The sequence below is a fragment of the Shinella sp. genome, assembly GCF_052438155.1.
Lineage (GTDB): Bacteria > Pseudomonadota > Alphaproteobacteria > Rhizobiales > Rhizobiaceae > Shinella.
Window position 1 is genome coordinate 63,070 of sequence record NZ_JBQVPI010000013.1, and the last position, 24,404, is coordinate 87,473.

Annotated in this window: 20 protein-coding genes; 11 read left to right on the forward strand and 9 right to left on the reverse strand. The window is 62.8% G+C overall.

Annotation, left to right across the window (positions count from 1 at the left end):
• Nucleotides 1-67: 67 nt before the first annotated feature.
• The 3 genes from ACT6VE_RS21675 to ACT6VE_RS21685 all read right to left on the reverse strand — a co-directional run bounded on the left by ACT6VE_RS21675 (nucleotide 68) and on the right by ACT6VE_RS21685 (nucleotide 2,520).
• Nucleotides 68-1,096, reverse strand: coding sequence for a Gfo/Idh/MocA family protein (locus ACT6VE_RS21675; RefSeq protein WP_444800509.1), 1,029 nt, complete (start codon nucleotides 1,094-1,096; stop codon nucleotides 68-70).
• Nucleotides 1,087-2,154 (reverse strand): Gfo/Idh/MocA family protein, encoded by a 1,068-nt coding sequence (locus tag ACT6VE_RS21680; RefSeq protein ID WP_444800510.1) that lies wholly within the window; start codon nucleotides 2,152-2,154, stop codon nucleotides 1,087-1,089. The genes ACT6VE_RS21675 and ACT6VE_RS21680 overlap by 10 nt, the downstream gene beginning before the upstream one ends.
• Nucleotides 2,155-2,223: 69 nt before the next feature.
• Complete coding sequence (locus tag ACT6VE_RS21685; protein ID WP_444800511.1) at nucleotides 2,224-2,520, reverse strand: hypothetical protein; 297 nt, start codon at nucleotides 2,518-2,520, stop codon at nucleotides 2,224-2,226.
• Nucleotides 2,521-2,877: 357 nt separating this feature from the next.
• Here ACT6VE_RS21685 and ACT6VE_RS21690 point away from each other — a divergent pair, with 357 nt between their 5' ends.
• The 7 genes from ACT6VE_RS21690 to ACT6VE_RS21720 all read left to right on the forward strand — a co-directional run bounded on the left by ACT6VE_RS21690 (nucleotide 2,878) and on the right by ACT6VE_RS21720 (nucleotide 11,527).
• Nucleotides 2,878-3,981, forward strand: a complete 1,104-nt coding sequence (locus ACT6VE_RS21690) for a GntR family transcriptional regulator (RefSeq protein ID WP_444800512.1) — start codon at nucleotides 2,878-2,880, stop codon at nucleotides 3,979-3,981.
• Nucleotides 3,982-4,162: 181 nt separating this feature from the next.
• Nucleotides 4,163-5,713 (forward strand): hypothetical protein, encoded by a 1,551-nt coding sequence (locus ACT6VE_RS21695; protein WP_444800513.1) that lies wholly within the window; start codon nucleotides 4,163-4,165, stop codon nucleotides 5,711-5,713.
• Nucleotides 5,714-5,816: 103 nt separating this feature from the next.
• Nucleotides 5,817-7,172 carry an extracellular solute-binding protein gene (locus ACT6VE_RS21700; protein ID WP_444800514.1) on the forward strand — a complete coding sequence of 452 codons (1,356 nt, stop codon included), beginning with the start codon at nucleotides 5,817-5,819 and terminating at the stop codon, nucleotides 7,170-7,172.
• Between the two features lie 9 nt (nucleotides 7,173-7,181).
• Complete coding sequence (locus ACT6VE_RS21705) at nucleotides 7,182-8,117, forward strand: carbohydrate ABC transporter permease (RefSeq protein WP_444800515.1); 936 nt, start codon at nucleotides 7,182-7,184, stop codon at nucleotides 8,115-8,117.
• Nucleotides 8,114-8,941 (forward strand): carbohydrate ABC transporter permease, encoded by an 828-nt coding sequence (locus ACT6VE_RS21710; RefSeq protein ID WP_069063210.1) that lies wholly within the window; start codon nucleotides 8,114-8,116, stop codon nucleotides 8,939-8,941. Before ACT6VE_RS21705 ends, ACT6VE_RS21710 begins: the two co-directional genes overlap by 4 nt.
• Before the next feature lies 1 nt (nucleotide 8,942).
• Nucleotides 8,943-10,472 carry a sulfatase gene (locus tag ACT6VE_RS21715; protein WP_444800516.1) on the forward strand — a complete coding sequence of 510 codons (1,530 nt, stop codon included), beginning with the start codon at nucleotides 8,943-8,945 and terminating at the stop codon, nucleotides 10,470-10,472.
• A 2-nt stretch (nucleotides 10,473-10,474) separates the two neighbouring features.
• Complete coding sequence (locus ACT6VE_RS21720) at nucleotides 10,475-11,527, forward strand: ABC transporter ATP-binding protein (RefSeq protein WP_444800517.1); 1,053 nt, start codon at nucleotides 10,475-10,477, stop codon at nucleotides 11,525-11,527.
• Nucleotides 11,528-11,593: 66 nt separating this feature from the next.
• On the opposite strand, the gene ACT6VE_RS21725 is transcribed toward ACT6VE_RS21720, so the two are convergent.
• From ACT6VE_RS21725 to ACT6VE_RS21750, 6 genes are all read right to left on the reverse strand, one after another.
• Nucleotides 11,594-12,718, reverse strand: a complete 1,125-nt coding sequence (locus ACT6VE_RS21725; RefSeq protein WP_444800518.1) for a substrate-binding domain-containing protein — start codon at nucleotides 12,716-12,718, stop codon at nucleotides 11,594-11,596.
• A gap of 61 nt (nucleotides 12,719-12,779) precedes the next feature.
• Nucleotides 12,780-13,781: an ABC transporter permease gene (locus ACT6VE_RS21730; protein WP_444800519.1), complete on the reverse strand. Its 1,002-nt coding sequence runs from the start codon at nucleotides 13,779-13,781 to the stop codon at nucleotides 12,780-12,782.
• Nucleotides 13,778-14,758, reverse strand: a complete 981-nt coding sequence (locus tag ACT6VE_RS21735) for an ABC transporter permease (protein ID WP_444800520.1) — start codon at nucleotides 14,756-14,758, stop codon at nucleotides 13,778-13,780. The genes ACT6VE_RS21730 and ACT6VE_RS21735 overlap by 4 nt, the downstream gene beginning before the upstream one ends.
• A complete protein-coding gene (locus tag ACT6VE_RS21740) occupies nucleotides 14,755-16,263 on the reverse strand; it encodes a sugar ABC transporter ATP-binding protein (protein ID WP_444800521.1) in 1,509 nt (502 codons plus the stop codon). Before ACT6VE_RS21740 ends, ACT6VE_RS21735 begins: the two co-directional genes overlap by 4 nt.
• Nucleotides 16,260-17,108, reverse strand: coding sequence for a sugar phosphate isomerase/epimerase family protein (locus ACT6VE_RS21745; RefSeq protein ID WP_444800522.1), 849 nt, complete (start codon nucleotides 17,106-17,108; stop codon nucleotides 16,260-16,262). Before ACT6VE_RS21745 ends, ACT6VE_RS21740 begins: the two co-directional genes overlap by 4 nt.
• A gap of 7 nt (nucleotides 17,109-17,115) precedes the next feature.
• On the reverse strand, nucleotides 17,116-17,982 hold the full coding sequence (locus ACT6VE_RS21750) for a sugar phosphate isomerase/epimerase family protein (RefSeq protein ID WP_444800523.1): 867 nt from the start codon (nucleotides 17,980-17,982) through the stop codon (nucleotides 17,116-17,118).
• 161 nt (nucleotides 17,983-18,143) lie between these two features.
• On the opposite strand from ACT6VE_RS21750, the gene ACT6VE_RS21755 reads away from it, so the two are divergent.
• The 4 genes from ACT6VE_RS21755 (at nucleotide 18,144) to ACT6VE_RS21770 (ending at nucleotide 24,150) form a co-directional block, all read left to right on the forward strand.
• Nucleotides 18,144-19,217, forward strand: coding sequence for a helix-turn-helix domain-containing protein (locus tag ACT6VE_RS21755; RefSeq protein WP_444800524.1), 1,074 nt, complete (start codon nucleotides 18,144-18,146; stop codon nucleotides 19,215-19,217).
• Nucleotides 19,218-19,467: 250 nt separating this feature from the next.
• Nucleotides 19,468-20,661: an aromatic ring-hydroxylating oxygenase subunit alpha gene (locus ACT6VE_RS21760; RefSeq protein WP_444800525.1), complete on the forward strand. Its 1,194-nt coding sequence runs from the start codon at nucleotides 19,468-19,470 to the stop codon at nucleotides 20,659-20,661.
• Between the two features lie 13 nt (nucleotides 20,662-20,674).
• The gene (locus ACT6VE_RS21765) at nucleotides 20,675-21,640 is read left to right on the forward strand and encodes a PDR/VanB family oxidoreductase (RefSeq protein ID WP_444800526.1); all 966 of its coding nucleotides are present in this window, start codon (nucleotides 20,675-20,677) and stop codon (nucleotides 21,638-21,640) included.
• Between the two features lie 86 nt (nucleotides 21,641-21,726).
• On the forward strand, nucleotides 21,727-24,150 hold the full coding sequence (locus ACT6VE_RS21770; protein ID WP_444800527.1) for a GcvT family protein: 2,424 nt from the start codon (nucleotides 21,727-21,729) through the stop codon (nucleotides 24,148-24,150).
• The last annotated feature ends 254 nt before the right edge of the window (nucleotides 24,151-24,404 follow it).

Genomic DNA, 24,404 nt, shown 5'->3' on the forward strand with positions numbered 1-24,404 from the left:
TTGCGCGCCCAGTCCATGGGCGCGCTAGCCTGTGCAGCCCTCGCATTGAGGTCGCCTTCGCTGGATTTTATGTCCCGATCATCTGCACGCGACCCGTAGCGGCCGAGCGATAGGCCGCTTCGATCATCGTGAAGGCTTTTCGGCCGTCCTCGATGGTAACCGGCATGGGGCCGCCTTTCTTCAGTGCGTCGACAAAAGCCCAGGCGACGTGCTCGTGGAAAACGCCCGTCTTGAAGGACGGGACGACGTCCGAAGCGGACCAACCCTCCCCCTCCCCGCGTCGGAACACGCGCAGAAAGTCCGTTTCGCGCGTCGGGCGCGAGGCGATGTCGACGCCGGAGAGCAGGATCGAGCCTTCCGTTCCGTAGATTTCGATCGACGTGTCCGCTGCGGCAAAACACCAACTCGTCGTCACCTCGGCAATCAGGCCATCCGCATAGCGGAAGGTGGCGACGGCCGTGTCTTCGACGGGTAGGCCGAGGGCCGCCGACGACAGTGTGGCAAAAACCGACTCGGGTTCGCCAAACATCCAACGGAGGAAATCGGCGGCATGCACGCCCTCATCGAGCAGCGTACCGCCACCGGAACGCGTCGGATCGACGAACCAGGCGGACCGGAAAACCTCCGTAAGACCATGGCTATGGCCGTGCCGGACCCGGCAGAGCGTCACCCGGCCAAGGACTTTCTCCTGTAAAAGCCGCGCTATCTCATGGTTGGCAGGGTCGAAGCGCTTCGGAAAGCTCTGCATGAAGCGAATGCCCGTGCGCGCCACCACTGCGGCGATGGCGTCGCATTGGGCACGGTCGATCCCGAGCGGCTTTTCGCAGAGCACCGGCCGGCCGAGAGCCGCGGCGGCTTCGACCAGCATCAGGTGCCCGCTCGTCGCCGAGCAGATCGCAACCGCGTGGCTCTTCCGAATAAGGCGGTGGAGGTCGTCCTGTACCTCGATGCCGTGACGACCGGCAAATTCGGCCGCCTTGTCCGCGGCCTGATCCCAGACACCGATGATCTCGACCTCCGGCCGTTGCAGGAAGGCGCCGGCCCAGAAATTGGCGTGGTAATGTTCGACGCCCAGTATCGCGATCTTCAGGCGCATCCGGCCTTCTCCCCATCCTCGCCAATCGGCGTTCTCATGCCGGAAAGCGCTGCTGCATAAATGGCTTCGGCCACCCGGACCGAGCTGAGACCGGCTCCGGCCGTATCATCCGGCGGCGTCTCGCCCCTGATGATGGAAAGCCAATGACGATGATGGGCTTCGCCGAGCGCTTCCTCCGGTAATTCCGGATTCACCCAACCCGTCTTCCCAACGCTTGCTGGGGCGTGGATTGCCGCCCTGCCGCGCTCCGTCCGAAGCCAGACCGTGCCGCGTTCCGCATAGAGTTCCAGCCGGAAGCGATCGCAACCGGCAAGCTCGGTGTAGCTCATCTCATGGCTCACCCGCACATCGCCCTCGAGGCGATAGGCGGCAAACACATTGTCCTCGAGTTCCGTGCGAACCGTGCGACCGTCGGCAAGCTGCCGTTCCGGCCGCGCGGTCGTCATGTCGGCGGCAACGGTTCTGATCGGACCGAGCAGGTGCTGAACGAGATCGATGCCATGCACGCCGAGCTGCATGACGACGCCACCCGAGACATTACCGGGCGTAAAGAACCAGTCGTTCCAGTCCGCCCCCGGCGTGGCGTTTCGAATGCGCGCGGAATGGACGGTGCCGAGCGCGCCGGATTGCAGCCGCTCGCAAAGCCAGCGTACTTCCGGGAAATAGCGGTGCATGAAGCTGACGGTGAGGCGCCGTCCGGCCTGTTGATCCGCCTGAAGGATGCTGCGGCATTGAGCGCTGTTCAGCGCCATCGGCTTTTGCAGCAAGACATGCTTGCCGGCGTCGAGCGTGTCGATCGCGATGCGCTCGTGGGTATCGTCCGGGGTGGCAATCACCACCGCGTCAATCGTGCTGTCCTCCAGCACGCGACGGTAGTCGGTTTCCGCCCTGCCGATGCTGAGCGCCTGCGCTCTTGCGCGCGTCGCGTCCGGCCGCCGGCCGACGAGTGCGGCGATATCCGCCCCGCCTGCGGCGCGCAGACCGTTGATATGGTAGTCGGCGATGAAGCCCGCGCCGATGACGGCGACGGCAATCCTATCGGCAGCCGAAGGAGACATGGTGATCAATCCGCTTGCGTGACATATGCCGAACGCCTGCCGTGGCAGGCGCCTGGTGCTTTCATGACGTTAGGGCGCCCACTGGCCCTCGACCTCGACGGCAGCAGCATTCGCCGCCTTCAGGGGGCCGGTGAAGGTATAGCTGAGCACGTCCTTTGCATCGCCCTGGATGCGGTTTGTCGCCTTCAGGTAGCCGGCGATGGCCAGCATGTCGTCGACGTAGGATTTGTCGACATTCGGCCTGAACGTGTAGTCCGAAAGCAACGCCGCGTTCATGCCGACCGGCTGCTTCTGGAAATCGGAGACGATCTTCAGAACCTCGTCCTTGTTCGCAGGATCGGCGACATAAGCCTGCGCCTTGGTCAACACCCTTACCGCCGCCGCCGTCCCGCTGCGCGAATGTCCTGCGCACGCCATCGACGCGAATGAAGGCCGGGTTGTTCCGCTCGGCACGAGCGGTTGGTCTCTGATGAACAAGGACATTGTTTTCCAGCACGACGGACTCCCCTCCGGTCGTTGCGCGGACGACCTGCCGCCGTCTCGATCCAAAGCGTATACGTGAAATTCAAATTGTAAAGTTCAATTTGTATCAGCTATAATACAATTCGACTTCACTACCCTTTATCCCGTCGTTTCGGGCGCGGGATTGCCGGGGCGAGATTCAAAATGTATCGAGATGGAAGCGACAAAAAACAGACACGATTCGAAGGTCGAGGCAGATCCTTGCGCGCTGCGTCCTCAAACACGGTTCTCGCCTCCCTGAGGGATCAGATTTCCCGGCTTGAGGATGGCGCGCGGCTGCCGACGGTACGCGATCTCATGCGCATTCATCAGGTCAGCCAGGCGACCGTGCAGGAGGCGCTGACCCGCCTGCGCGACGAGGGCATGCTGACCTCGCAGGTCGGACGTGGCACCTACGTGGTCAAGGGCGGCGAGGCATCGGCGTCCAGCGATGACGGTGCCGTGGCGCATCTGGAGAGCCTGCTGATCCTGTCGAACGCCAGCCTGAACGAACGCTGCGTGCTGGTGCAGAACCATATTGTCGAGCAATTGTCGCGGTCCGGCAGCAAGGTCGTCCAGATTTCCTACCACAATACGGGGCACCTGCTGGAGATCCTCACCTCGGTACCGGATTTCGATGCGGCCATTCTCCAGTCGCATTACGAGAACATTCCGATCCGCCTGCTCAACCTGCTGCAAAGCAAGACGCGCGCCCTCGTCGTCGACGGCCATTCCGTCGCCGGCGTCGACATCGACCGCGTCGGAACCGACTGGGAAGCGGCGCTCGATCTGGCCCTGGAATATCTGTCGGAACTCGGCCACCGCTCCGTAGCCCTTGTTTCGCTGGACTCCATGGCCCAGCCGATCCTCGCCGCACGGCGTGCCTTCGACCGGATAAGCCAGCGCCATGAGACCGTCTGGCGGCACACGCAGAGCATCGCGCTTCGCGGCGTGCTGCACCCGACGCAGCGCGTCGGCGACGCGCTGGGACAAGAACTGTCCGCGCTGCTCGACGAGCATGGCAAACTGCCGTTCACCGCGATGGTCACACTCGGCATTTCCGACTCTCTCGGCATTCGCCAATGCCTGGAAGAGATGGAGATCGCCTGCCCGAAGGATCTCAGCCTCTTCGTATTGGGGCATCACGACGTCCCGACCGAACATTTCGGCTTCATGACCATGGCCGGCAGCTCCTATCTCAATGCCGCCAAAAGCCTGATCGACACGATCCGCAAGCGTATCGCCGCGCCGCACGAGCCGCCCCAGATCGTCTATCTCGACTGCATCTCGAATGCTCGCGGCAGCACAGGCGTACCTTCCATCTGACGCCATTGCCGGCATTCGCGGCGGCATGCGCTGGCGTATGCCAAACCCCACCATAATTTCCCGCCATCACCCCAAAACACGCTTGCATCCGCCCATACATCTGCTAGCGTACAATACATATTGTATCTGATGATGATTGGACCTTCGCGGTCGCGCATCGTCCAGGGAGGAGAGGTACGGCATGTTGGGTGAGCGTCTGCCGGAGCGGCTGGCGCCGTTGGCTTCGCGTTTCGGCGTACGGGCCTATTACGGCGATATCCACAACCACTGCGACATTTCCTATGGCCACGGCAGCCTCGAACAGGCGCTGCGCCGCGCGCGCCGCCAGCTTGATTTCGTCTCCGTCACGGGACACGCATATTGGCCGGATATGCCGGTCGACGATCCCAGCGTGGAGCATATCGTCGATTTTCACGTCAAAGGTTTTGCCAAGCTCGACAGACTGTGGGGCGCCCATTTCGAAACGCTTGCAGAGGCAGACGAGCCGGGCGTCTTCACCGTTTTCCCCGGTTATGAAATCCACTCCTTTGCACATGGCGACTACACGATCGTCTACCGCGACATCGCGGGCCAGGAATTGATCAAGGCCGACACGCCGTCGGAACTGCATGCAAGGCTGCGCGCCGCCTATGGTGATGCCGTCTTCGCCTTCCCGCATCACATCGGCTACCGCCTCGGCGCACGCGGCGTAAACTGGGACAGCGTCATCGAGGACCTGTCGCCGGTGATGGAGATCATCTCCATGCACGGCTGTTCGGAGACGTCGGTCATGGACCGTCCCTTCCTGCATTCCATGGGGCCGAGTGATGGCCAGTCCACCGCCCGCCATGGTCTCAATCGCGGCCTCCGCTTCGGCTTCCTCGGAAATACGGATCACCATAGCGGTTATCCCGGCTCCTATGGTCACGGGCGCTCGGCGGTCTATGCTGCGGAAAATTCCCGTTCAGCCCTGTGGGACGGCATCCACCGACGCCGCACCAATGCCCTCACCGGCGACGCAAGCCACCTGTTCTTCTCCATCGGCGACACCATGCAGGGCGGCAGCGTGACGGCGGGCGGGCCAACAACGCTGGAACTCGAGGCGGTCGGCGGCGGTGCCATCGACTATATCGACCTCGTGCGCAACGGTGATGTCGTCGGCCGGATCACGCCGGACCTGCAGCGCAGCCCGATCGATGCCGGCAATAGCGCGCTGGAAACGTTGCTCGTGCTGGAACTCGGCTGGGGCGCACGCGGAAAATTCCACGACTGGCAAGGCTCCCTCGAACTCATCGGCGGCGACATCCTGTCCGTCGAGCCACGGCTGCGCGGGTCCGAAGTGGTCTCGCCGCTGGAAGGAGGCGGCGACGCGAAGGATGACAACGCGGTCCGGCTTTCCGGCAATCGCATCGATTTCACGATCCGCTCGATCGGCAACCCCAACAACACCACCGCTTCGATGCAGGCGATTGCCGCGCGCATCCGCATCCGGCCGGATGCCGGAGTCCGGTTGGTGGTCGACGGGCAGACCTTCGAGGTCAGCACCGGCCGCCTTCTGCAGGGCGCACTCTCGGGCAATCTCGGGCCGATCGACAGTCCCGCCTTCCGACTCCACCCGCTGCCGCGCCCGCACCAGTGGCAGTGGCGCGGGCAGATGGCAATCGAACCGCTGCGCAAGGGCGACTGGATCTATGCCCGCATGCGCCAGGCCAATGGCCAGTGGAACTGGGCCAGTCCGATTTTCTGCGAATAGGAGGGCGGGGGCAACCGCAATGCGGCGCGAAGGCCGCGGGGAGCACCTGTTTTCTTGAAGGCCGATAGATGTTCAGCATGAATGAGGCAAGGGAGATTCATCGATGACATTCAAGACCAGCATGCACAGACGTACGATCCTAAAAGGCGTGGGCATGGCCGCGGCGGCCAGCCTCGCGCCAGGCGCATTCCGCCCGCTCTACGCGGCAAGCGTCGCTCCGATCACCATCGTGATCAACCAGTCGCCCTGGTTCGAAAGCTTTCGCAAGACGGTTGAGGCCTATGAGGCGGAGACCGGAAACAAGGTCGAACTCGACGTCAATCCCTTTGCCGGCTCGCTGGAAAAGCAGCGCAACTCGGTGCGCGCCAGCGATGGCCAGTACGACATCCTGATCATGAATTCGGGCTGGTTTGCCGAAATGTATGCCGGCGGCTTCGTGGAGGCCATCACCGACATCGACCCCGGCTTCACGCTCGATCCCGAGGTCTATACGCTCGGCGACACGGTCTATTACAATGCCGAGAAGAAGACCATGACCAGCGACGGCAAGCTGATGGCCATGCCGGTCTCGCCGCTGATCCCGATGCTCTATTATCGCGGCGACCTCTACAAGGAAGCGGGCCTGTCGGCGCCGAAGACCTTTGCCGAACTGGAAGCCAACGCCAAGAAGTTCCACAATCCGCCCGACATGTACGGCATCGTCCAGCGCGGCGCGCGCGGGCCGCATACCGTGGCCTACGACTTCTACCCCTACCTCTACGGTTTTGGCGGCGGCATCTTCAACGACCAGTCAGCCGGTGACTATTCGGTCACGCTGAACTCCGACCACGGCCGTGAGGCGCTCGACTACTACATCCGGCTCGCCAAGGAAGCCGGCCACCCGAAGACGGCGGCCGCAGACCAGGCCGAAGTCATCCAGGCCATGGTGACCGGCCATTCCGCGCATATCATGATGGTGATCGCCGCCTGGTCGCAGATGGACGATCCGAACAAGTCGGCGATCGTCGACAAGGTCGAATGGGCGCCGCCGCCGGCCGCGGAAGGCCTCCAGACCGCGCCCGGTCTCGGCCATTGGCTCGCCGGCATTTCGAAGAACGTTCCCGACGATCGCAAGCGCGCGGCCGTCGAGTTTCTGCGCTGGTTCCAGACAAAGGCAGCCCAGCTCGAAACTGCCAAGGCCGGCGGCATCCCGATCCACGCCGCCGTCTATAAGGAGCCGATTGCCGACGAACACCGGTATCGCTGGATGAAGCCCTTGGCCGAAGCCTTGCCGCACGCCGTCAACATCTACCAGTTTCCCGAGGCGAGCGAAGTGATTGCCGTGCTGGAACTCGGCCTCAACCGTGCGGTTGCCGGCGAGATCACCTCGGTCGATGCGCTGAACGGCATGTCCGACGAGATCGAGAAGATCATGGCCGGCCATGCCTACAAGACCGACAAGCTGACCCCTCTGAAATAAGGGCCACCCATGACCGCCGCAAACGCGCAAACCCAAAGCCCGCTGCGGCGGTCAAGCAATCCCGCCGAGGATGGCGGCCAGCGTCTCTGGCGCTGGCTGACCTTCGGGCCAGCCCTTGCCATGATGGTGGCACTCAGCGCGCTCCCGATTGCAAACCTGTTTCTCACAAGCTTTCAGAACGTCACCTGGGCGGACGGGCAGCAGGTGCGCACCTGGGTCGGCCTTGCTCATTACAAGGCGCTGTTCTCGGACAGCCTGTTCGGCGCCGGTATCTCCAACACGCTTATCTTCGCCTTCGGGGCCGTCGCTGGCCAGATGATCCTCGGCTTCGCCATGGCTCTGCTTTGCACCAAGATAACCCGTGGGCGCGTGCTCTACCGGGCGATCTTCATCCTGCCCATCCTGATCCCCGGCATCGTCATCGGCGCCATCTGGAAGCTGATGCTCAATTACGACTTCGGCCTGGTCAACAAGGCGCTCTCTCTCCTTGGCATCATGCCGCATGACTGGCTGGGAACGCCCGAGACGGCGCTGCTTTCAGTGATCGCGGTCGACATCTGGCATTGGACGCCATTCTGCTTCCTGCTGTTCCTGGCGGGGCTCGAATCCCTGCCGCAGGACGTTTTCGAGGCTGCCGAGATGGACGGTGCCGGCCCGTGGCAGGAACTGGTCTATGTCACGTTGCCGCTGATGATCCCGACGATCATCGTCACCTTCGCCTTCCGCCTCGTGCTCGCCTTCAAGGTCTTCGACGAGGTCTATCTCCTGACCAGCGGCGGGCCTGGCACCGCGACAGAGGTGATCAGCTTCACCCTCTACCAGCGCTTCTTCACCGAAGACAAGGCGGGCTATGGCTCGGCCATGTCGGTGGCCGTCATCTTCCTCGTGTCGCTGCTTCTGGTGATCGCTCTGTCAGCGCGCCGTCGCACGGGAGCGACATCATGAGCCGTCGCACCAATTCCATTGTTCCCGTCCACCTGGCACTCGCCGCCGGTGCCGTCCTTGTTCTTGCGCCGATCATCTGGACCGTTGCAGCTGGCTTTCGCACACAGATATCGCTCTTGATGGGCGATGTGCTCTTCACGCCGATCTGGAGCAACTTTTCCGAAGTTCTCTGGTCGAAGACCTCGGACTTCCTGCTCAACTACCGCAACTCGATCATCGTCGGGCTCGTCAGCACCGTGCTTTGCGTCGTTGTCGCAACGCTCGCCGCCTTCTCGCTCAACCGGATGCGCTGGCCCGGATGGGTCGTGCATCTCTTCCTCGCCTGGACGATGATCTTCCACATGATCCCGCCGGTGGCGCTGGCGAGTGCATGGTTTTCCATGGCGCGCGCCGTCGGACTGGAGAACACCTTCACAGGGCTGATCCTCGCACATGCGACGCTCAACCTGCCGATGGCGATCTGGCTGATGGCGGTCTTCGTTCGCGACGTGCCGAAGGAACTGGAAGAGGCGGCGATCATGGACGGTGCGGATACGCCGCATATCCTGTGGTACGTGATCCTGCCGCTCATCACGCCCGGCCTTGCCGCGACGTCGATCCTCACCTTCATCTTCTCCTGGAACGAGTTCGCCGTCGCGCTGACGCTGACGATGAAGCAGACCGCAACGGTTCCCGTCGCCATCGCCAAGTTCGCCCAGGATTTCGAGATTCAATACACCCAGATGGCGGCAAGCGCTGCTCTGGCGATGGTGCCGGCCATTCTCGTGCTGCTCGTCGCCCAGCGCTACATCGTCAAGGGCCTCACGCAAGGAGCAGTGAAATAGCATGAAGGCGGTTTTTGTTCTTTTCGATTCCCTGAACAGGCATCTGCTCGGTCCCTATGGCGGCACACGAATCCCGACGCCGAATTTCGACCGCCTCGCCGCCCGCAGCGTGACCTTCGACAAGCACTATGTCGGCAGTCTGCCCTGCATGCCGGCCCGGCGCGACATGCTGACTGGCCGGCTTACCTTCCTGCATCGCAGCTGGGGGCCGCTGGAGCCGTTCGACAATGCCTTTCCGGAAATCCTGCACCAGCAGCGCGGCACCTACAGCCACCTCGTGACCGACCATTTCCACTATTGGGAAGACGGTGGTGCGACCTATCACAACCGCTACGATTCCTATGAATTCGTGCGCGGCCAGGAAGGCGACCGGTGGAAGGCGATGGTGCAGCCGCATTGGGAGCGGCTTCGCGAAAAATACCACGCCCGGCAGTTCAGCGATCAGAAGCGCTCCTATTTCGGCCAGAACATCGTCAACCGCGAGTTCATCAAGGAAGAGAAGGATTTCCCTTCGGTGCGCTGCTTTGCCGAGGGCTTTGACTTCCTCGACCGCAACCGCGACGCCGACAACTGGCTTCTGCAGATCGAGACCTTCGACCCACACGAGCCCTTCACGGCCCCCGAACGCTTCAAGGCGCCATTCGACACCGGCTGGAAAGGCCCGATCCGCGACTGGCCGCGTTACGGTCGTGTCGACGAACTGCCCGAAGAATGCGAGGAGCTGCGCGCCAACTACTACGCCGTGGTCGCGATGTGCGACCATCTGCTCGGCGAATTGCTCGACTATTTCGATCGCCACGACCTGTGGAAGGACACGGCGCTCGTCGTCACCACCGACCATGGCTTCCTGCTTGGCGAACATGATTTCTGGGCGAAGAACCGCATGAACCTCTATGAAGAGGTGGCGCACATTCCACTCTTCCTGCACGACCCCCGAGATGCCCGGCCGGGCAGCCGGTCACAGGCCCTCACCCAGTCGATCGATCTCGCAGCAACGTTCCTCGACCTGTTCGGCGCCACGCCGCCAGTCGAGAACGAAGGGTTTTCGCTCTGCGCGATGGCAGATGGCACGGACCTGCGCGATGGCGCCCTGTTCGGCTATTTCGGCGGCGCGGTGAATGTTGCCGATGGCCGCTATACCTATCACCGCTTCCCGGAGGACCTGTCGCAGCAGGAACTCTACCAGTACACGCTGATGCCGACGCACATCTTCTCGCCGTTCTCGCCGGCGGAACTGGCCTCGGTCGAACTGTCGCCGCCGCTCGACTTCACCAAGGGCGCGACACTGCTCAAGGTGCCGGTGATCGATCGATCGCCGATGTACAACAACTACGGCCCCGGCGCGCTGCTTGAATCCGAGACGCGCCTCTATGACCTCACCGCCGATCCGGGGCAGGAAACACCGCTGGCGAACCCCGAAGAGGAGCAGCGCCTGACGGACCTGATGACGCGATTGATGCAGGCAAACAGCGCGCCGCCCGAAGCATTTTCGCGGCTGGCGTTCGACGCGGCCACAGAGGGGACGGAGTAACCATGGCACAGGTCCAGATCCGGGATGTTCGCAAATCCTACGGTACTGTGGAGGTCCTGCGGGGCATCGATGTCGCGGTCGAACATGGCGAATTCGTCGCTCTTGTCGGGCCGTCCGGCTGCGGCAAGTCCACCCTGCTGCGCATGATCGCAGGCCTTGAGGGCATTTCCGGCGGCGAGGTGCGGATCGACGGGCGGATCGTCAACGACATTCCGCCGAAGCAGCGCGACGTCGCCATGGTCTTCCAGAACTATGCGCTCTATCCGCATATGACCGTCGCCAAGAACATGGGCTTCTCCCTGAAGCTCGCCGGCAAGGCGCGCGACGAAATCGACCGGCGCGTGACCGCCGCCGCCGAAATTCTCGACCTCTCCCCCTTGCTGGACAGGCTGCCGCGCCAGCTTTCGGGCGGACAACGCCAACGTGTTGCCATGGGCCGCGCCATCGTTCGCGATCCTGCGGTCTTCCTGTTCGACGAGCCCCTGTCGAACCTTGACGCCAAGCTGCGGGTGCAGATGCGCGCGGAAATCAAGGCACTGCAGCAGCGCCTCGGCACCACGACCGTCTACGTCACCCACGACCAGGTCGAGGCGATGACAATGGCGGACAAGATCGTGGTGATGCGAGGTGGCGTCGTCGAGCAGGTAGGATCGCCGCTGGACCTCTACGATCACCCCGACAATGTATTCGTCGCCGGCTTCATTGGTTCGCCAGCGATAAACCTGTTTGAAGGCCGTCTTGAAAACGGGTATTTCACCGGAAAAAGCGGCTTCTCCGCTCCAGCCGGAATCAAGAACACAGCAAGTCCTGCGGACGTCGTTCTTGGTATCCGTCCCGAGCATCTCCGTCTCGATCCGTCCGGCACCGAGGCGACCGTCGTGGTCGTCGAGCAGACCGGCGCGGAAACACTGTTGCTACTCGACATGCACGGCCAGAAACTCACCTATCTCGGCCGCGAGCGCCTGCACGTCCGCCCGGGCGAGACGGTTCGCGTGCTACCGGATTTCTCGCGACTGCATATCTTCGATGCTTCGACCGGCCGACGCGCAGCCTAGCGCGGACCATGCCTCACCGCCGCGATTGGCGAAACGGGGCCGCGTGTCACGCGGCCCCGCCCATGTTTACTGTCCGCCCCAGGCTGCCGGGTAGTCGGGCAGCTTCTCACAGCCGCACATCGCGTGGTGCAGCGGCGGCATCTTGTCGTTGACGTAGAGATCGAGCGTCTCGGCGGTGATCGCCGGCTGCGGCATCACCCATTCCGGACCCGGCACGGCCTCACCCTTCAACACCTTGACGGCCGCGATGATCGGCGTGCGCCATTGATAGGTCGGGTAGGTCGGCGCGATCGCCTTGAAGCCTTCGGCCTTCCATTTCATCAAGAAGTCCTGCTGATCCTCGCCGGTGATGATCGGCAGCGGCAGGCTGGAATCCTCAAAAGCTTCCAACGCCGCAACCGCCGTCGCACCGGCATCCATCCAGATCGCATCGATCGAGCCACGTTGCAGGTAGTCCTCGACGATCGACTTGGTCTTGGCATTGTCGCCTTCGGTGAACTCCTCCCCGATGACGTTCAGGCCCTTCTCCTTGAAGATGCGCTTGGCGGCCGAGGCCCGCGTTTCCAGCACATCGACACCGGGCACGATGCGCAGCATCAGCACGTTGGCACCAGCGGGGGCTGTGGCCGCCACGAACTCGCCGGCCTGGATGCCGAAACCGTAACCGCCGACCGGGTGAATGAAGGTCACTGGGCACTTGGTATTAACGCCGCGGTCGAAGACGATGACCGGAAGCTTGGCGCAGGCCTTCTCGACGGCGGGGGTCAGCGCAGCCGTGGTGTTCGGCGAGACGATCAGCACCGAGCACTTGCCGCCGTTGATCAGGTCGTCAATATCGGAAATCTGCTTGTCGTCGGAGCCTTCGGCATCGACATGGATGAGTTCCTTGATCTCCGGATGGAGCTTCACCTCTGCCTGCATGTTCGTCCAGCCGGTCACGCGCCAGGCGTTGTTCACACCGGCATTCGAGAAGCAGATCGTATGGGGACCTTCCTTCTTGTATTTTGCGGTGTCGGCCATCTGGTCACCGTAATATTGCACCCATGGCTCCCCCTCCGGGCCATTGGCTTTCGCCGTCAACATCTCACGCTGCCTGGCGAATTCCGCGGGGTCGTCAAAGTTCAGCTGTTGGGCTTGTGCCGTGCTCGCAAGCAGGGCAGCCGAAAGGGCGGCGGTCAGCAGTTTTTTCATGTCTCACTCCCATTTGATCATGATGTCAGGTTCCTCCCGACGGCCTTGCGGCCGGCGAAATTCAGGTCCGGCCGGCGCGGTTGCGCCGGTAGGTGGCAAGCACGACGGCGACGATCAGGATCACGCCCTGCACGACGTCGCGCACCGGTTTTGGCAAGCCAATGAAGTTGAGCAGCGTGAAGATCGCCGTCAGCGTCAGCGCGCCGGCAATCGACGCCGGCACCGAGCCGCGCCCGCCGAGAAGCTGCGCGCCGCCGATGACGCAGGCGGTGATCGCCTGCAATTCGTAGCCGACGCCGACATCCGTCGAGACACCGGCAAAGCCGCCAAGCAGGATGCCGGCCGTCACGGCACTCAGCGACGAGACGACGAAAGCGATGATGCGCACCCGCTCCAAGGGAACACCCGACATCTGCGCCGCCCGCGGATTGTCACCGATGGCATGCAGCAAACGCCCGAGATTGGTGCGGTGCATGAGCCAGAACAGGCCAATCCCGACCACGATGAGCACGAGTAGTGCCACCGGCAGGAACTGGATGAGCGGAATGCCCTGAATGTTCACGCGCCCGAAGAAACGGAACGTCTCCGGCAGGTAGCCGCGCGGCGAGCCACTCGACCACATGAAGGCGGCACCGTTCAGCGTGATCATCATGCCGAGCGTGGCGATCAGCGAGGGCACCCGGAGATAGCTGACGACGAGCCCATTGACCACGCCGACGGTAAGCCCGACCGCATACATGACCGGGATCACCCACCAGGTGGCATCGGCATTGTTGTTGAGCAGCATGGAGGAGCCGACCACCGTCAGCGTGATTACCGAGCCGACCGAGAGATCGAAGCCGCCCGAGACGATGACGTAGATCTGGCCGGCGGCGAGGATGGCCAGCGGTGCGGCCCGCTTCAGGAAATTCATGTAGCCCGTGGGCTCGACGAAATTCGGGTTGGACAACGTGATGGCGACAAGCAGCGCTGCGAGCACGAAGAAGACGGGATTGATCTTCGGCAGGCGGCCGCCCCTTGCGGCGCCGGGCGCCTTTGCGGAACCGACGGTTTCCTGGATCATGCCACTATCCTCTTCGAACGCACGGCGTAGAAGGCGACGGCGGCGACGATGATGATGCCGCGCATCACCTGCTTGGCGAAAGCATCAACGCCGGCGAGATTGAAGATCGAGTCGATCAGCGAGAAGATGATGACGCCGGCGACCGTGCCCCAAATTCCGCCCTTCCCGCCCGAAAGGATCGTGCCGCCGATGACGACCACGGCGATCGATTCCAGATCATAAGCGCCCTCCGTGCCGATCCATGGCGAGCCGGATTTCAGCCGGCTTGCGAGGTAGAGGCCGGCCAACGAGGCGCACAGGCTGCAAATGATGTGGCTCGCCATCACCACGCGCGCCGTCTTGATGCCGGCCGCGCGCGCCGTATCGCGATTGCCGCCGACCGAATAGATGTTTGAGCCGAAGCGGGTGAAGCGCAACACGGCCCAGGCCGCCAGCACGAGGAGCGCCAGAACGATGAGGCTCACCGGAAGGCCGAGCACCTCGCCATAGGCGAAATACTGGAAGGCATCCGGCACCGAGCCGCCGAAGCGACCATGGAAGGAGGCGAGGCAGCCCTGGATGATCAGCGCCATGCCGAGTGTCGCGATCAGCGGATTGACCTCCAGCCTGGTGATCATCAGTCCGTTCAGTGTGCCGACCACGGCGCCCATCAGCAGCACGGCGAGGACCGCAGGCAGCATCATCGCCGGATCGCCATTCATGATCGCCGACGAGACGATGGCGGACGCCGAGATCAGATGCGCCACCGACAGGTCGATCGAGCCGACGAGGATCGCAAAGGTCTGGCCGACGGCGGTGATGCCGAGCGCGATGGAGCGATTGAGGATGGAGATCGCCGCTTCCGGCGTCAGGAATCGCGTGAGGCCGAGGCTGAGCGCGATCGCGATATAGATGGAAAGTGCCGCAGCAAGCAGCAGAGCCGGTGCATAGCGCTCCATGCGCCAGGCGGGACGTTTGGTGAGAGCCACCGTGTTCATGCCGCCACCGCTTCTTCGCCGGTTGCGGCGAGCATGACATCGGCTTCCGACACGCCGCGCGGGAACGCGGCCACGAGTTCGCCGGCGCGCATGACGAGGATACGGTCGGCGGCGCCCAGCACCTCCGGCAGGTCAGACGACACCATCATGATCGCCGTGCCCTTGCGCGCGAGATCGCGCATCAGGTGGTAGATGCCGGCCTTGGCATTGACGTCGATGCCGCGCGTCGGCTCGATGAAGATCAGCAGCCGCGGCGCCAGCGCCAGCCAACGCGCGACGATCGCCTTCTGCTGGTTGCCCCCGGACAAGGCCTTGATCTCCTGGGAAAAGCTGCCGGCCCTGACGTCGAGCTCGTGCAGTAGCTTGTCCATCTCTTCGGCGGAGGCAAATGGCGTCGCATCGGCCTTGCCCGCGAGGCCGGAAAGCGCACGCGCCGTCAGCAAACCATTGTCCGCAACCGACTGCATCAGCACCAGTCCCTCGGCCTTGCGGTCACCCGGCAACAGGCCAATGCCGGCGCGGATGGCGTCACGAGGATTGGTGAAACGCGCCGGTCTACCGGCAAGCAAAACTTCGCCTTCGGTGAACGGCGCAAAGCCGAAAATCGCCTGGGCAAGCGCAACCCGCCCTGCCCCCTGCAACCCGGCAAAACCTACGATCTCGCCGGCGCGCAGGTCAAAGGAAATGTCCTTCAGCCGCTCATTGCCGGCATGGCGCACGGACAACACGACGTTGCCGATCTCCTCCAGCGTTGCCGGTGCGGCATAAAAATCGCCGATATCGCGGCCGACCATGGCGCGCACGATCGTATCGGGTTCCGGCACATGGTCGAAGCTCGCGGCCGTCTCGCCGTCCTTCAGCACGGTAACCCGGTCGGCCAGCAGCGTGATCTCGCGCATTCGATGGGTAATATAGACGATCGATACGCCGCGCTTCTTCAGCGTATCGACGAGCCCGAACAGCACCTCGCATTCCGCCTCGTTGAGCGCTGCGGTCGGCTCGTCCATCACGATGACCTTCGCATCGAGCGACACCGCCTTGGCAATCTCGACAAGCTGCTGGCTCGCGACTTCGAGGTCTGCCACGACCGTATCCGGCTCGATCCGATGCGCCGAGCCGAACAGGGCCAGCACGCGCCGCGCCTCCGCGTTCATTGCCTTGTGGTCGATCAGGCCAAACCGCGTCGGCTCGCGGCCGAGAAAGATGTTCTGTGCGACGGTGCGCTCCGGCAGCAGGGAAAATTCCTGGTAGATCACTGCGATGCCGGCGCGGATCGCCTCCAGCGGATGGCTGAAATGTCGCTCCTCGCCACCCACGACAACGGCGCCGCCATCCAGCCTGTAGACGCCGGAAAGAATTTTCATCAGCGTCGACTTGCCGGCACCGTTTTCACCGGCGAGCGCGTGCACTTCGCCCGGATAGGCGGAAAAGCTCACGCTCTTCAGCGCCTTCACGCCGGGGAAACTCTTGGTGATGCCGCGCATCTCGATTGCGGGATTGCTCATGCTGCTGCCCATGTCTTGCGAATGAACGTTGCGCTTTCGGAAAAAAGCGTCTCGAAATCCGGAAACAGCGGCCGCCAGACGCGGGTCGCCGCCGCGATGGCCGGCAGGCCGGCCCCGAAGGCCTCAAGCGTCAACCAGCCGTCATAACCGATCTCCTTCAACACGGTGAACATCGCCGCGAAGTCTATGTGCCCCCGCCCAGGGATACCACGGTCGTTCTCCGACACATGGAAAACGCCGATATCCGGGCCAATCAGGCGGATGGCCTCTTCCTGCCGGCGCTCCTCCACATTGGCGTGGAACGTGTCGTACATGATCTTGAAGGCGGGGTGTCCGACCCGATCGACATAGGCGCGGGCCTGCTCCATCGTGTTGAGGTAGTAGGTCTCGAAACGGTTGAGCGGCTCCAGGCTCAGATACATGCCGTGAGCCGCCGCCCGCTCGGCCAGCGCGCGATGTGCATCCGCACCGTATTTCAGTTCGTCCTCGCTGGCGCCGGTGCCGGTGAAGACGCCGATCGGCGCGTGAAACGGGCCACCCATGCTCTCGGCGCCGAGCGCGATGGCGCAATCGAGCGCCCAGTCGAGATGCGCAAGCCCGCGCGCCCGCACATCGGCATCGCTGCTGACTGGGCTGGCCTCCGGCGTCGGCACGATCGAGGTGGTCGACCGGCCAAGGCCGAGAGCGTCGAGTTTTTTGCCCAGGCGCTCATAGTGGCCGACCGCCCCCTTGAGGACCGGCACCTCGACGCCATCATAGCCAAGGTCACGCAGCCGCCCTATGCTGTCGAAATGACTGTCCTCGACGAAGTCCGTCAGGCACAGAAGGTTGATGCCGAGTTTCATGGCGCGCTCAATGCAGCTTGATGCCGAGATCGCGGCAGGTGCCGCGGATCCAGGCGAGCGACTTCTCGATCATCGGTCCGGCCGCGCCCTCGCATTCGAGGCTGAGCACGCCGTCATAGCCATGGTCGCGCAGTTGGGCGAGGCAGGCCTTGATGTTCTCTGCATTGACGCCATCGCCAAGCGCGCAATGACTGACAGCAATGCCGGTCTGCCCGCCGCGCACCGCATCTGCCAGCGATTGCGACACGTCCTTGACGTGGACATGGCTGACCTTGTCGATGAAACGCGGAAGAAACTCGGTCGGCTCCTGGCCGGCGATGAAGGTGTTGCCGGTATCCATGTTCATGCGCAGCCACTTCGAATCGACGAAGGCCAGCATGCGCGCCATAAATTCCGGGCGTGTCGTGAAATGCCCGTGCGGCTCGATATTGACGATGATCTCGTGTGCTTCCGCGACCTCGATGATCTTCTCGTAGCTGCGCTTCATCAGCGCCATCGATTCCTCTTCGCTCAAGCCCTCCGGCATGTGAAGCCCGTCGGTCGTGTCGACGCAGGGGCTTCCGGCCTGTGCGGCCCAGGCGATCGATTTCAGCACATAGGGCACGCCCCGAAGCGGCCCGTCCTCGCCGGAAAGCGGATAGGCGGCATCGACCTGGGAAAACCGCACGCCGTAGCGATCCATCTTGCGGCGCAGCAGCGCGGGGTCTTCGTAGAGCGCGACATGAGGTTGATAGCCGAGGCCGTGAATCCAGCTCACGCCGTCGATCAGGCCACACTCGATGAAGTGCACATCGTTGTCGCTCGCCCACTGCAAGCATTTTTCGAACGACCAGTAGGCCGAATTGAACGCATCCGTGTGGAAGCCTATCCGCACCGGCAAATCCTCCCCATTTCTCCTCCATGCCGTTGAGTTTCAACGGCAAATCACCAGCGCCTCGATTTGTCGCTTGATGATGGCCAAGCATTGCGCAATAAATCGTTGCCCGCGTTCGAAATAGAGGAGTGGTAAATTTTGAACACCGGCGGAGGAGAGTGATGAACAAAGCCAACAACGAACGGGCGGTCAGCCGGCCCGCTGTTTTTCGTGAGCCGGGCGCCCTGCTTTACGCCGGCAACTGCCAGGACCTGATGAAGGCGTCGCTTGCCGGACAGGTCTCGCTCAATGCCTGGACGAGGCGGGGTTATCCGGGAACGGATCTCGGCAAGGCGCTGCCACAAGTGTGTTCCGTCGGCGGCTGGGACGCGACGACGCCACAGGACTGGGGGCTGCGCGAACATTGCAATGAAGGCGTGAAGATTGCCTATCTCGCGCGCGGCTCGCTGACCATCACGATGGATGGCCGGAAGACCACGCTCAACGAAGGCCAGATGTTCGTCGTGCGGCCCTGGCAGTTGCATGCGCTCGGCGACCCGACCATCGGCGCCAGCCACATCATCTGGGTCCTGATGGACATGGGTGTGCGCCGTCCGCACGAGACCTGGCTCTGGCCCGACTGGATCGGCTGGCCGGAGCGGGACCGCAAAAGGCTGAGCGAACTCCTGTCGAAGAACGAGCAGATTTCCTATCTCGCTTCACGCGACGTCACGCGTACCTTCCTGGAGATACACGAGGTGGTCGCAGGTGGCGATATCGAGGGCGGCGAGGCGAGGCTTCGCCTGCTGATCTCGATGATGCTGCTGCAGTTCCGCCAGATGCTGGAGAGCCAGGCGCCGGTGCTGGATCTTGCGCTGGCAAGCTCGAAACGCACCGTGGAGATTTTTCTGAAACGACTGCGGCACGCGCTCGACGAAGACTGGACGCTGGAGAACATGGCGGCCGAGTGCAACCTTTCGCGCACCCAGTTCACCCAGCATTGCCAGGTGCTGACCAACATGACGCCTGTCCGCTATCTCCAGATGCTCCGGCTCAACGCCGCGCGCCAACTCCTTGAAGACGGCCGGCAATCCGTCACCCACGTCGCTTTTGACTGCGGTTTCTCCTCCAGCCAGTATTTTGCAACCTGCTACAAGAAGCGCTTCGGCTTCTCCCCTATGGAGACGCCTCGGCAGGACACACTGGTGCAAAGCCGTGGGGACAAGCTCACCGCCGGCATTCACAGCTCAACATAGGCAAGCGACCGCTTGGCGGACAATGGAATCTCCGGGCCAGGGCATTTCGATCTGGCCCGGATCTGTTTTTCCAGTGCGATTTTCACCACGAGCCCCTTGGGCATGATGTTGCCCGGCGGGAGACGTTCGGCACGCACGGTACCCTTAGATTTTCTTGCGCAGACCCGAAGGTATTCGCGTTTGCTCGACGGAACGAGATGCAGGTAGCCTCATCTCCAGTCGATCAAACCTGCGTTTAGGATCTGCCGAAATGGATATGTTCTCGACCTATAGCCCAGGCAAGGGCCTGCCACGCCAGTTCTACCTGAGTGATGAGATCTTTGCGGCCGAGCAGGAGAAGATATTCCGCAACAACTGGTTCTTTGCCGGACACACGATCGAGTTGCCGAAGCCGGGAGACTATATCACGCTCGATGTCGGCGGTGCGCCGGTCGTCGTGGTGCGTGACCGTGACGGAAAGATCCACGCCCACCACAATGTCTGTCGACACCGTGGCTCGATCATCTGCACCAAGGAGAAGGGCACGGCGGCGCGCCTCGTCTGCCCCTATCATTCCTGGTCATATACCCATGACGGAGCGCTGATCGGCGCGCCGATGATGGGCGACGATTTCGACAAGAGCGCCCACAGGCTGAAACCGGTTCATGTCGGGGAACTGCATGGGCTGATCTTCGTCAATCTCGCCGAGATGCCTTTGCCGTTCCACGAACTGCATGATCACCTTTCGCCCATAATGAAATCCCAGGGTATCGCCCGAGCGAAAATGGCGCTCGTCCGCGACTATCATCTCGACGTGAACTGGAAAATCGTCGTCGAGAACAACCGCGAGTGTTACCATTGTGAGGCCAACCATCACGGATACGTTTCGGTTCAGTATGACACCGAAAACGACAATCCGGCATTGAAGGACGAGATCGCCGAACGCCTCGCCGACTGTACGATCCGTTGGGAAAAGGCAGGTCTCGACGTCGCCCGCGTCAACACGTCGTCGAATAACACCGCCGAGTGGTTCCGCGCCAACCGCACGCCGGTGCGCAAGGGCATGGTCACCGAAAGCCCGGATGGCCAGCTGGTATGCGACGTGCTGATGGCCGGTTTCACCGATCCCGACATGGGAACGGCCCGCGCCAACACGAACATCAACTTCTGGTGCCACGCGAACGCCGACTATGCCCATACAGTGCGCATCACGCCGGTCTCGCCGACAAAGACGATCGTGCGCGGCTATTGGCTTGTCGATGAGGCGGCCGTCGAGGGCCGCGACTACGACCCCGAAAAGATCGTGGCTTTCCATGACCAGGTCATGTCGGAGGACTGGGAGATCTGTCGCCGGCAATGGATCGGCATCACCTCGCCCGGCTTCGAACCCGGGCCCTATTCCCCAACCAAAGAGCAGAACGTCGATCGCTACATCCGCTGGTATGCCCAGCGGATGAGCACCTGATCCTGCCGAATTGATGCCAGCCATGCTCTCCGGGCCGGAAATCCTGCTTCAAGTCACCGATATCAAGGCGCTGACCGCCCGAGCTTCGGCCTACAGGTTGGTCTCGCCCTCCGGTGAGCGCCTTCCGGCCTGGGACGCCGGCGCTCATCTCAGCTTCCGCCTCCCAAGCGGTCACTTGCGTTGTTACTCGCTGTGTGGCGACCCGGCGCGAACGTCCGAATACTGGGTCGCCGTCCAGCGCGAAGAGCAGGGCCAGGGCGGATCACTGGAGGTGGCCAGAACGTTCACGCACGGGGCCATAGTGCGTGCCGACCGCCCGCGCAACGGTTTTGCGCTGGCCGAAGATGCGGAGCGTCATCTCCTGATCGCCGCCGGAATCGGCATCACCCCAATCATCGCGATGATCCATCATTTACGGCAGGCCGGGGCGGACTACTTCGCTCATGTCTGCGCACGCTCTCTCGAAGAAACAGCGTTCTGTACATTCATTCTCGACGAAATCGCCGCCGGTCGCGCGGCGCTCCATCACGACGGCAACGATCCCGCCCGCCGCCCGGACATGCCCGCAATGGTCGGCAAGACTACCGCCGGAACGCATGTCTATGCCTGCGGCCCGCCAGGGTTCCTCAACGCCTTTGGCAAGGCGACCGAAAGCTGGCCGCCTCATCAGATTCATGTCGAGTCCTTCGCTCCGAACGAGCGCTTGGCCGAGGGTGACCGGGCATTCGAAGTCGAGATCGCCTCAAGTGGTGAGGTCATCACCGTACCGGCCGACAAGACGTTGCTCGCTGCACTGGCCGAGCGTGGACATGGGATTGCGACGAGCTGCCGGCAGGGAATCTGCGGCTCCTGCATGGTCCGCTACATAGACGGCATTCCTGACCATCGGGACGAGGCGCTCTGCGAAGTCGAGCGGCAGGATTATCTCACGGTCTGCTGCTCCCGGGCGCGTTCACCAAGGCTCGTCCTCGACCTCTAAGAAAATCGCGTTGCGCCGGCAAGAGGCCGCTTCAACGGGCAAACAAACCATCTCGCTGTCGAAAGCCCCAACCGGAAAGGCCGAATATGCCCAGCAAAGTTCCCTCCCACGCCCGCATCGTCATTGTCGGCGGAGGCGCAATCGGCACCAGCATCGCCTATCATCTCGCACAAGCGGGAGAAAAAGACGTCCTTCTCCTCGAGAAAACCGCATTGACCGCTGGCTCCACATGGCATGCCGCCGGGCTGATGGGGCAGTTGCGCAGCAAGGTGAACCTCACCCGTCTGATGCAATACAGCGCCGATCTCTGCGCCCGGATCGGTGCCGAGACTGGCCAGGACGTCGGCTGGAAGAACGTCGGCAGCCTCAGACTTGCCGCCTCCGATGCCCGCTGGGAGGAATTGAAACGCGCCCACACCGCCGCCAAAAGTTACGGCTTCGACATGGAGCTGGTTGGCCCCGACGAGATCAAGCGACTGTTTCCGCTTGTCGACGTCAAGGGGCTGCGCGGCGCGACCTGGATCGCCTCGGACGGCCATGTCGATCCCTATTCATTGACCCATGCCTATGCCAAGGGTGCACGAGCCGGCGGCGTGCGCATTGTCGAGGGCGTTACCGTAACCGGCTTTGCCATCAAGGATCGCCGCATCACGACCGTCAAGACCACCGAGGGCGACATTGGCTGCGAGGTGGTCGTCAATGCCGCCGGCCTCTGGGCGCGCCAGCTCGGCGAGCTCGCGGGCATCGACCTGCCGATCACCGTGGTCGAGCACGAATACTTCGTGACGGAGAAATCACCGCTGGTGCCGGACAATCTGCCGACACTGCGCGACCCCGACGCCAATTTCTACGTCAAGCCGGAGCCGGGCGCGATGGTGATCGGCGGCTGGGAGAAGGAAACACGCGCCGCCTATGGCCTCGGCAAGCTGCCGATGAGCTTCGGTCAGGAACTGTTCGCCGACGACCTCGAGCGTATCGCCGGGGTGATCGAAGGGGCGTCGAACCGCATTCCGATCCTGAACGAACTTGGCGTGCGCTCCGTGGTCAATGGTCCCATACCGATCTCGGCCGATGGCGAGCCGGTCATGGGCCTTGCCGGCGACTTCGAGAATTTCTTCGTCGCCTGCGGTTTCACGTCCGGAATCGCGGCCTCGGGTGGTGCTGGGCGCGCCATGGCAAACTGGATCCTGGAAGGCGACCCCGGCATGGATCTCTGGGCGTTCGACCTGCGCCGCTTCGGTCAACCGCATGGCGGGCTTGCCTATCTGCGTGACAGTGCCATTGAGGCCTATTCGAAATACTACGCTGTCGCCTGGCCGGAAGAAGAACGCTCGGCCTGCCGTCCACTCCGCCGCTCGCCGCTATACGAGACCCTTACTGCCCGGGGGGCAGTCAACGGCGTGAAATTCGGCTGGGAGCGGCCCAATTATTTCCTGAAAGCCGGCGAGCCGAAACCGCCGCTCGAAACCTTTGAGCGCGCGCCCTATGCCGAAGTCATCGGCCGCGAGCACCGGGCGGCCCGCGAGGGCGTGGTGCTGGTAGACCAATCGTCCTTTTCCAAATTCGAGGTTACCGGTCCGGGTGCCCTCCGTTACCTGCAATGGCTGGCGGCCGCCAATGTCGACCGCAGCGAACATGCCGTGATCTATACGCAGCTCCTCAACAGGCGCGGCGGCATCGAGGCCGACCTCACGATCATGCGACGGCGCGAGGACCGGTTCCATGTGGTGACCGGCTCTGCCTTCGGCACGCGCGACGGCGGCTGGATTCGCCGCCACATGCCGCGCGACGGATCGGTTCACGTGCAGGATGTGACGGGCGGATATGGTGTCATCAACCTCTGCGGCCCGCTTTCGCGCGACGTCCTTGCCAAGGTGAGTGAAAACGACGTCGGCAACGAGGCCTTCCCCTACATGACGTGTCGCGACATCCGCATCGGCTGGGCGCCGGTCATGGCCGCGCGTGTCACCTATGTCGGCGAGCTCGGCTGGGAACTGCATGTGCCCACCGAATACATGGCCTACGTCTACGAGCTGCTGAAAGGGGCAGGTGCCGAGTTCAGCATCGCCGACGTCGGCTACAAGGCAATCTCCAGTCTGCGCATGGAAAAGCGTTACCTGTATTGGGGCGCGGACATCACCCCTGACGACACACCTCTGGAGGCGGGACTTGGCTTTGCCGTGTCGATGAAGAAGGGCGATTTCCTGGGTCACGACGCGATCGCGGCCCAGAAGGAGAGCGGCATCGCCCGTAAACTCGCCTGCTTCCAGCTCGATGAGCCTCTTCCGGTCTATGGCGGCGAAGCAATGTCGGTAAACGGCCGCGTCGTCGGCATGACCACCAGCGGCGATTTCGGCCACACCGTCGGCGCTTCGATCGTCTTCGGATATCTCAAGGGCGAGGACATGGCCCTCAGCGAAATCGAAGTCGAGGCCTTCGGCCGCCGCAGCAGGGCAAGGGTTGTGGACCGATGCGTCTATGATCCTTCCGGCGAGCGCATCCGCATGTAGTTCGACACGGGATCTGCACCAAAACCCCTGCATGGAAGGTAAGATGCCGCCACATTGGCGGCATCTTACGTTTGCCAAACCCCGGGCACTTCGCCCCGCGAAGTCACGACGAAATATCGGGGCGCCTCGCCGCCGTTGGCCGGCCAGGAGGCGATCGGACGGACGGCGGCCGCACGTGTCGAGGTGGCACGGCCGCGACCGCAGCAAGAGCGCGTCATCATCCTTGGTGGGCAACTATAACCGCTGCTCCCAGA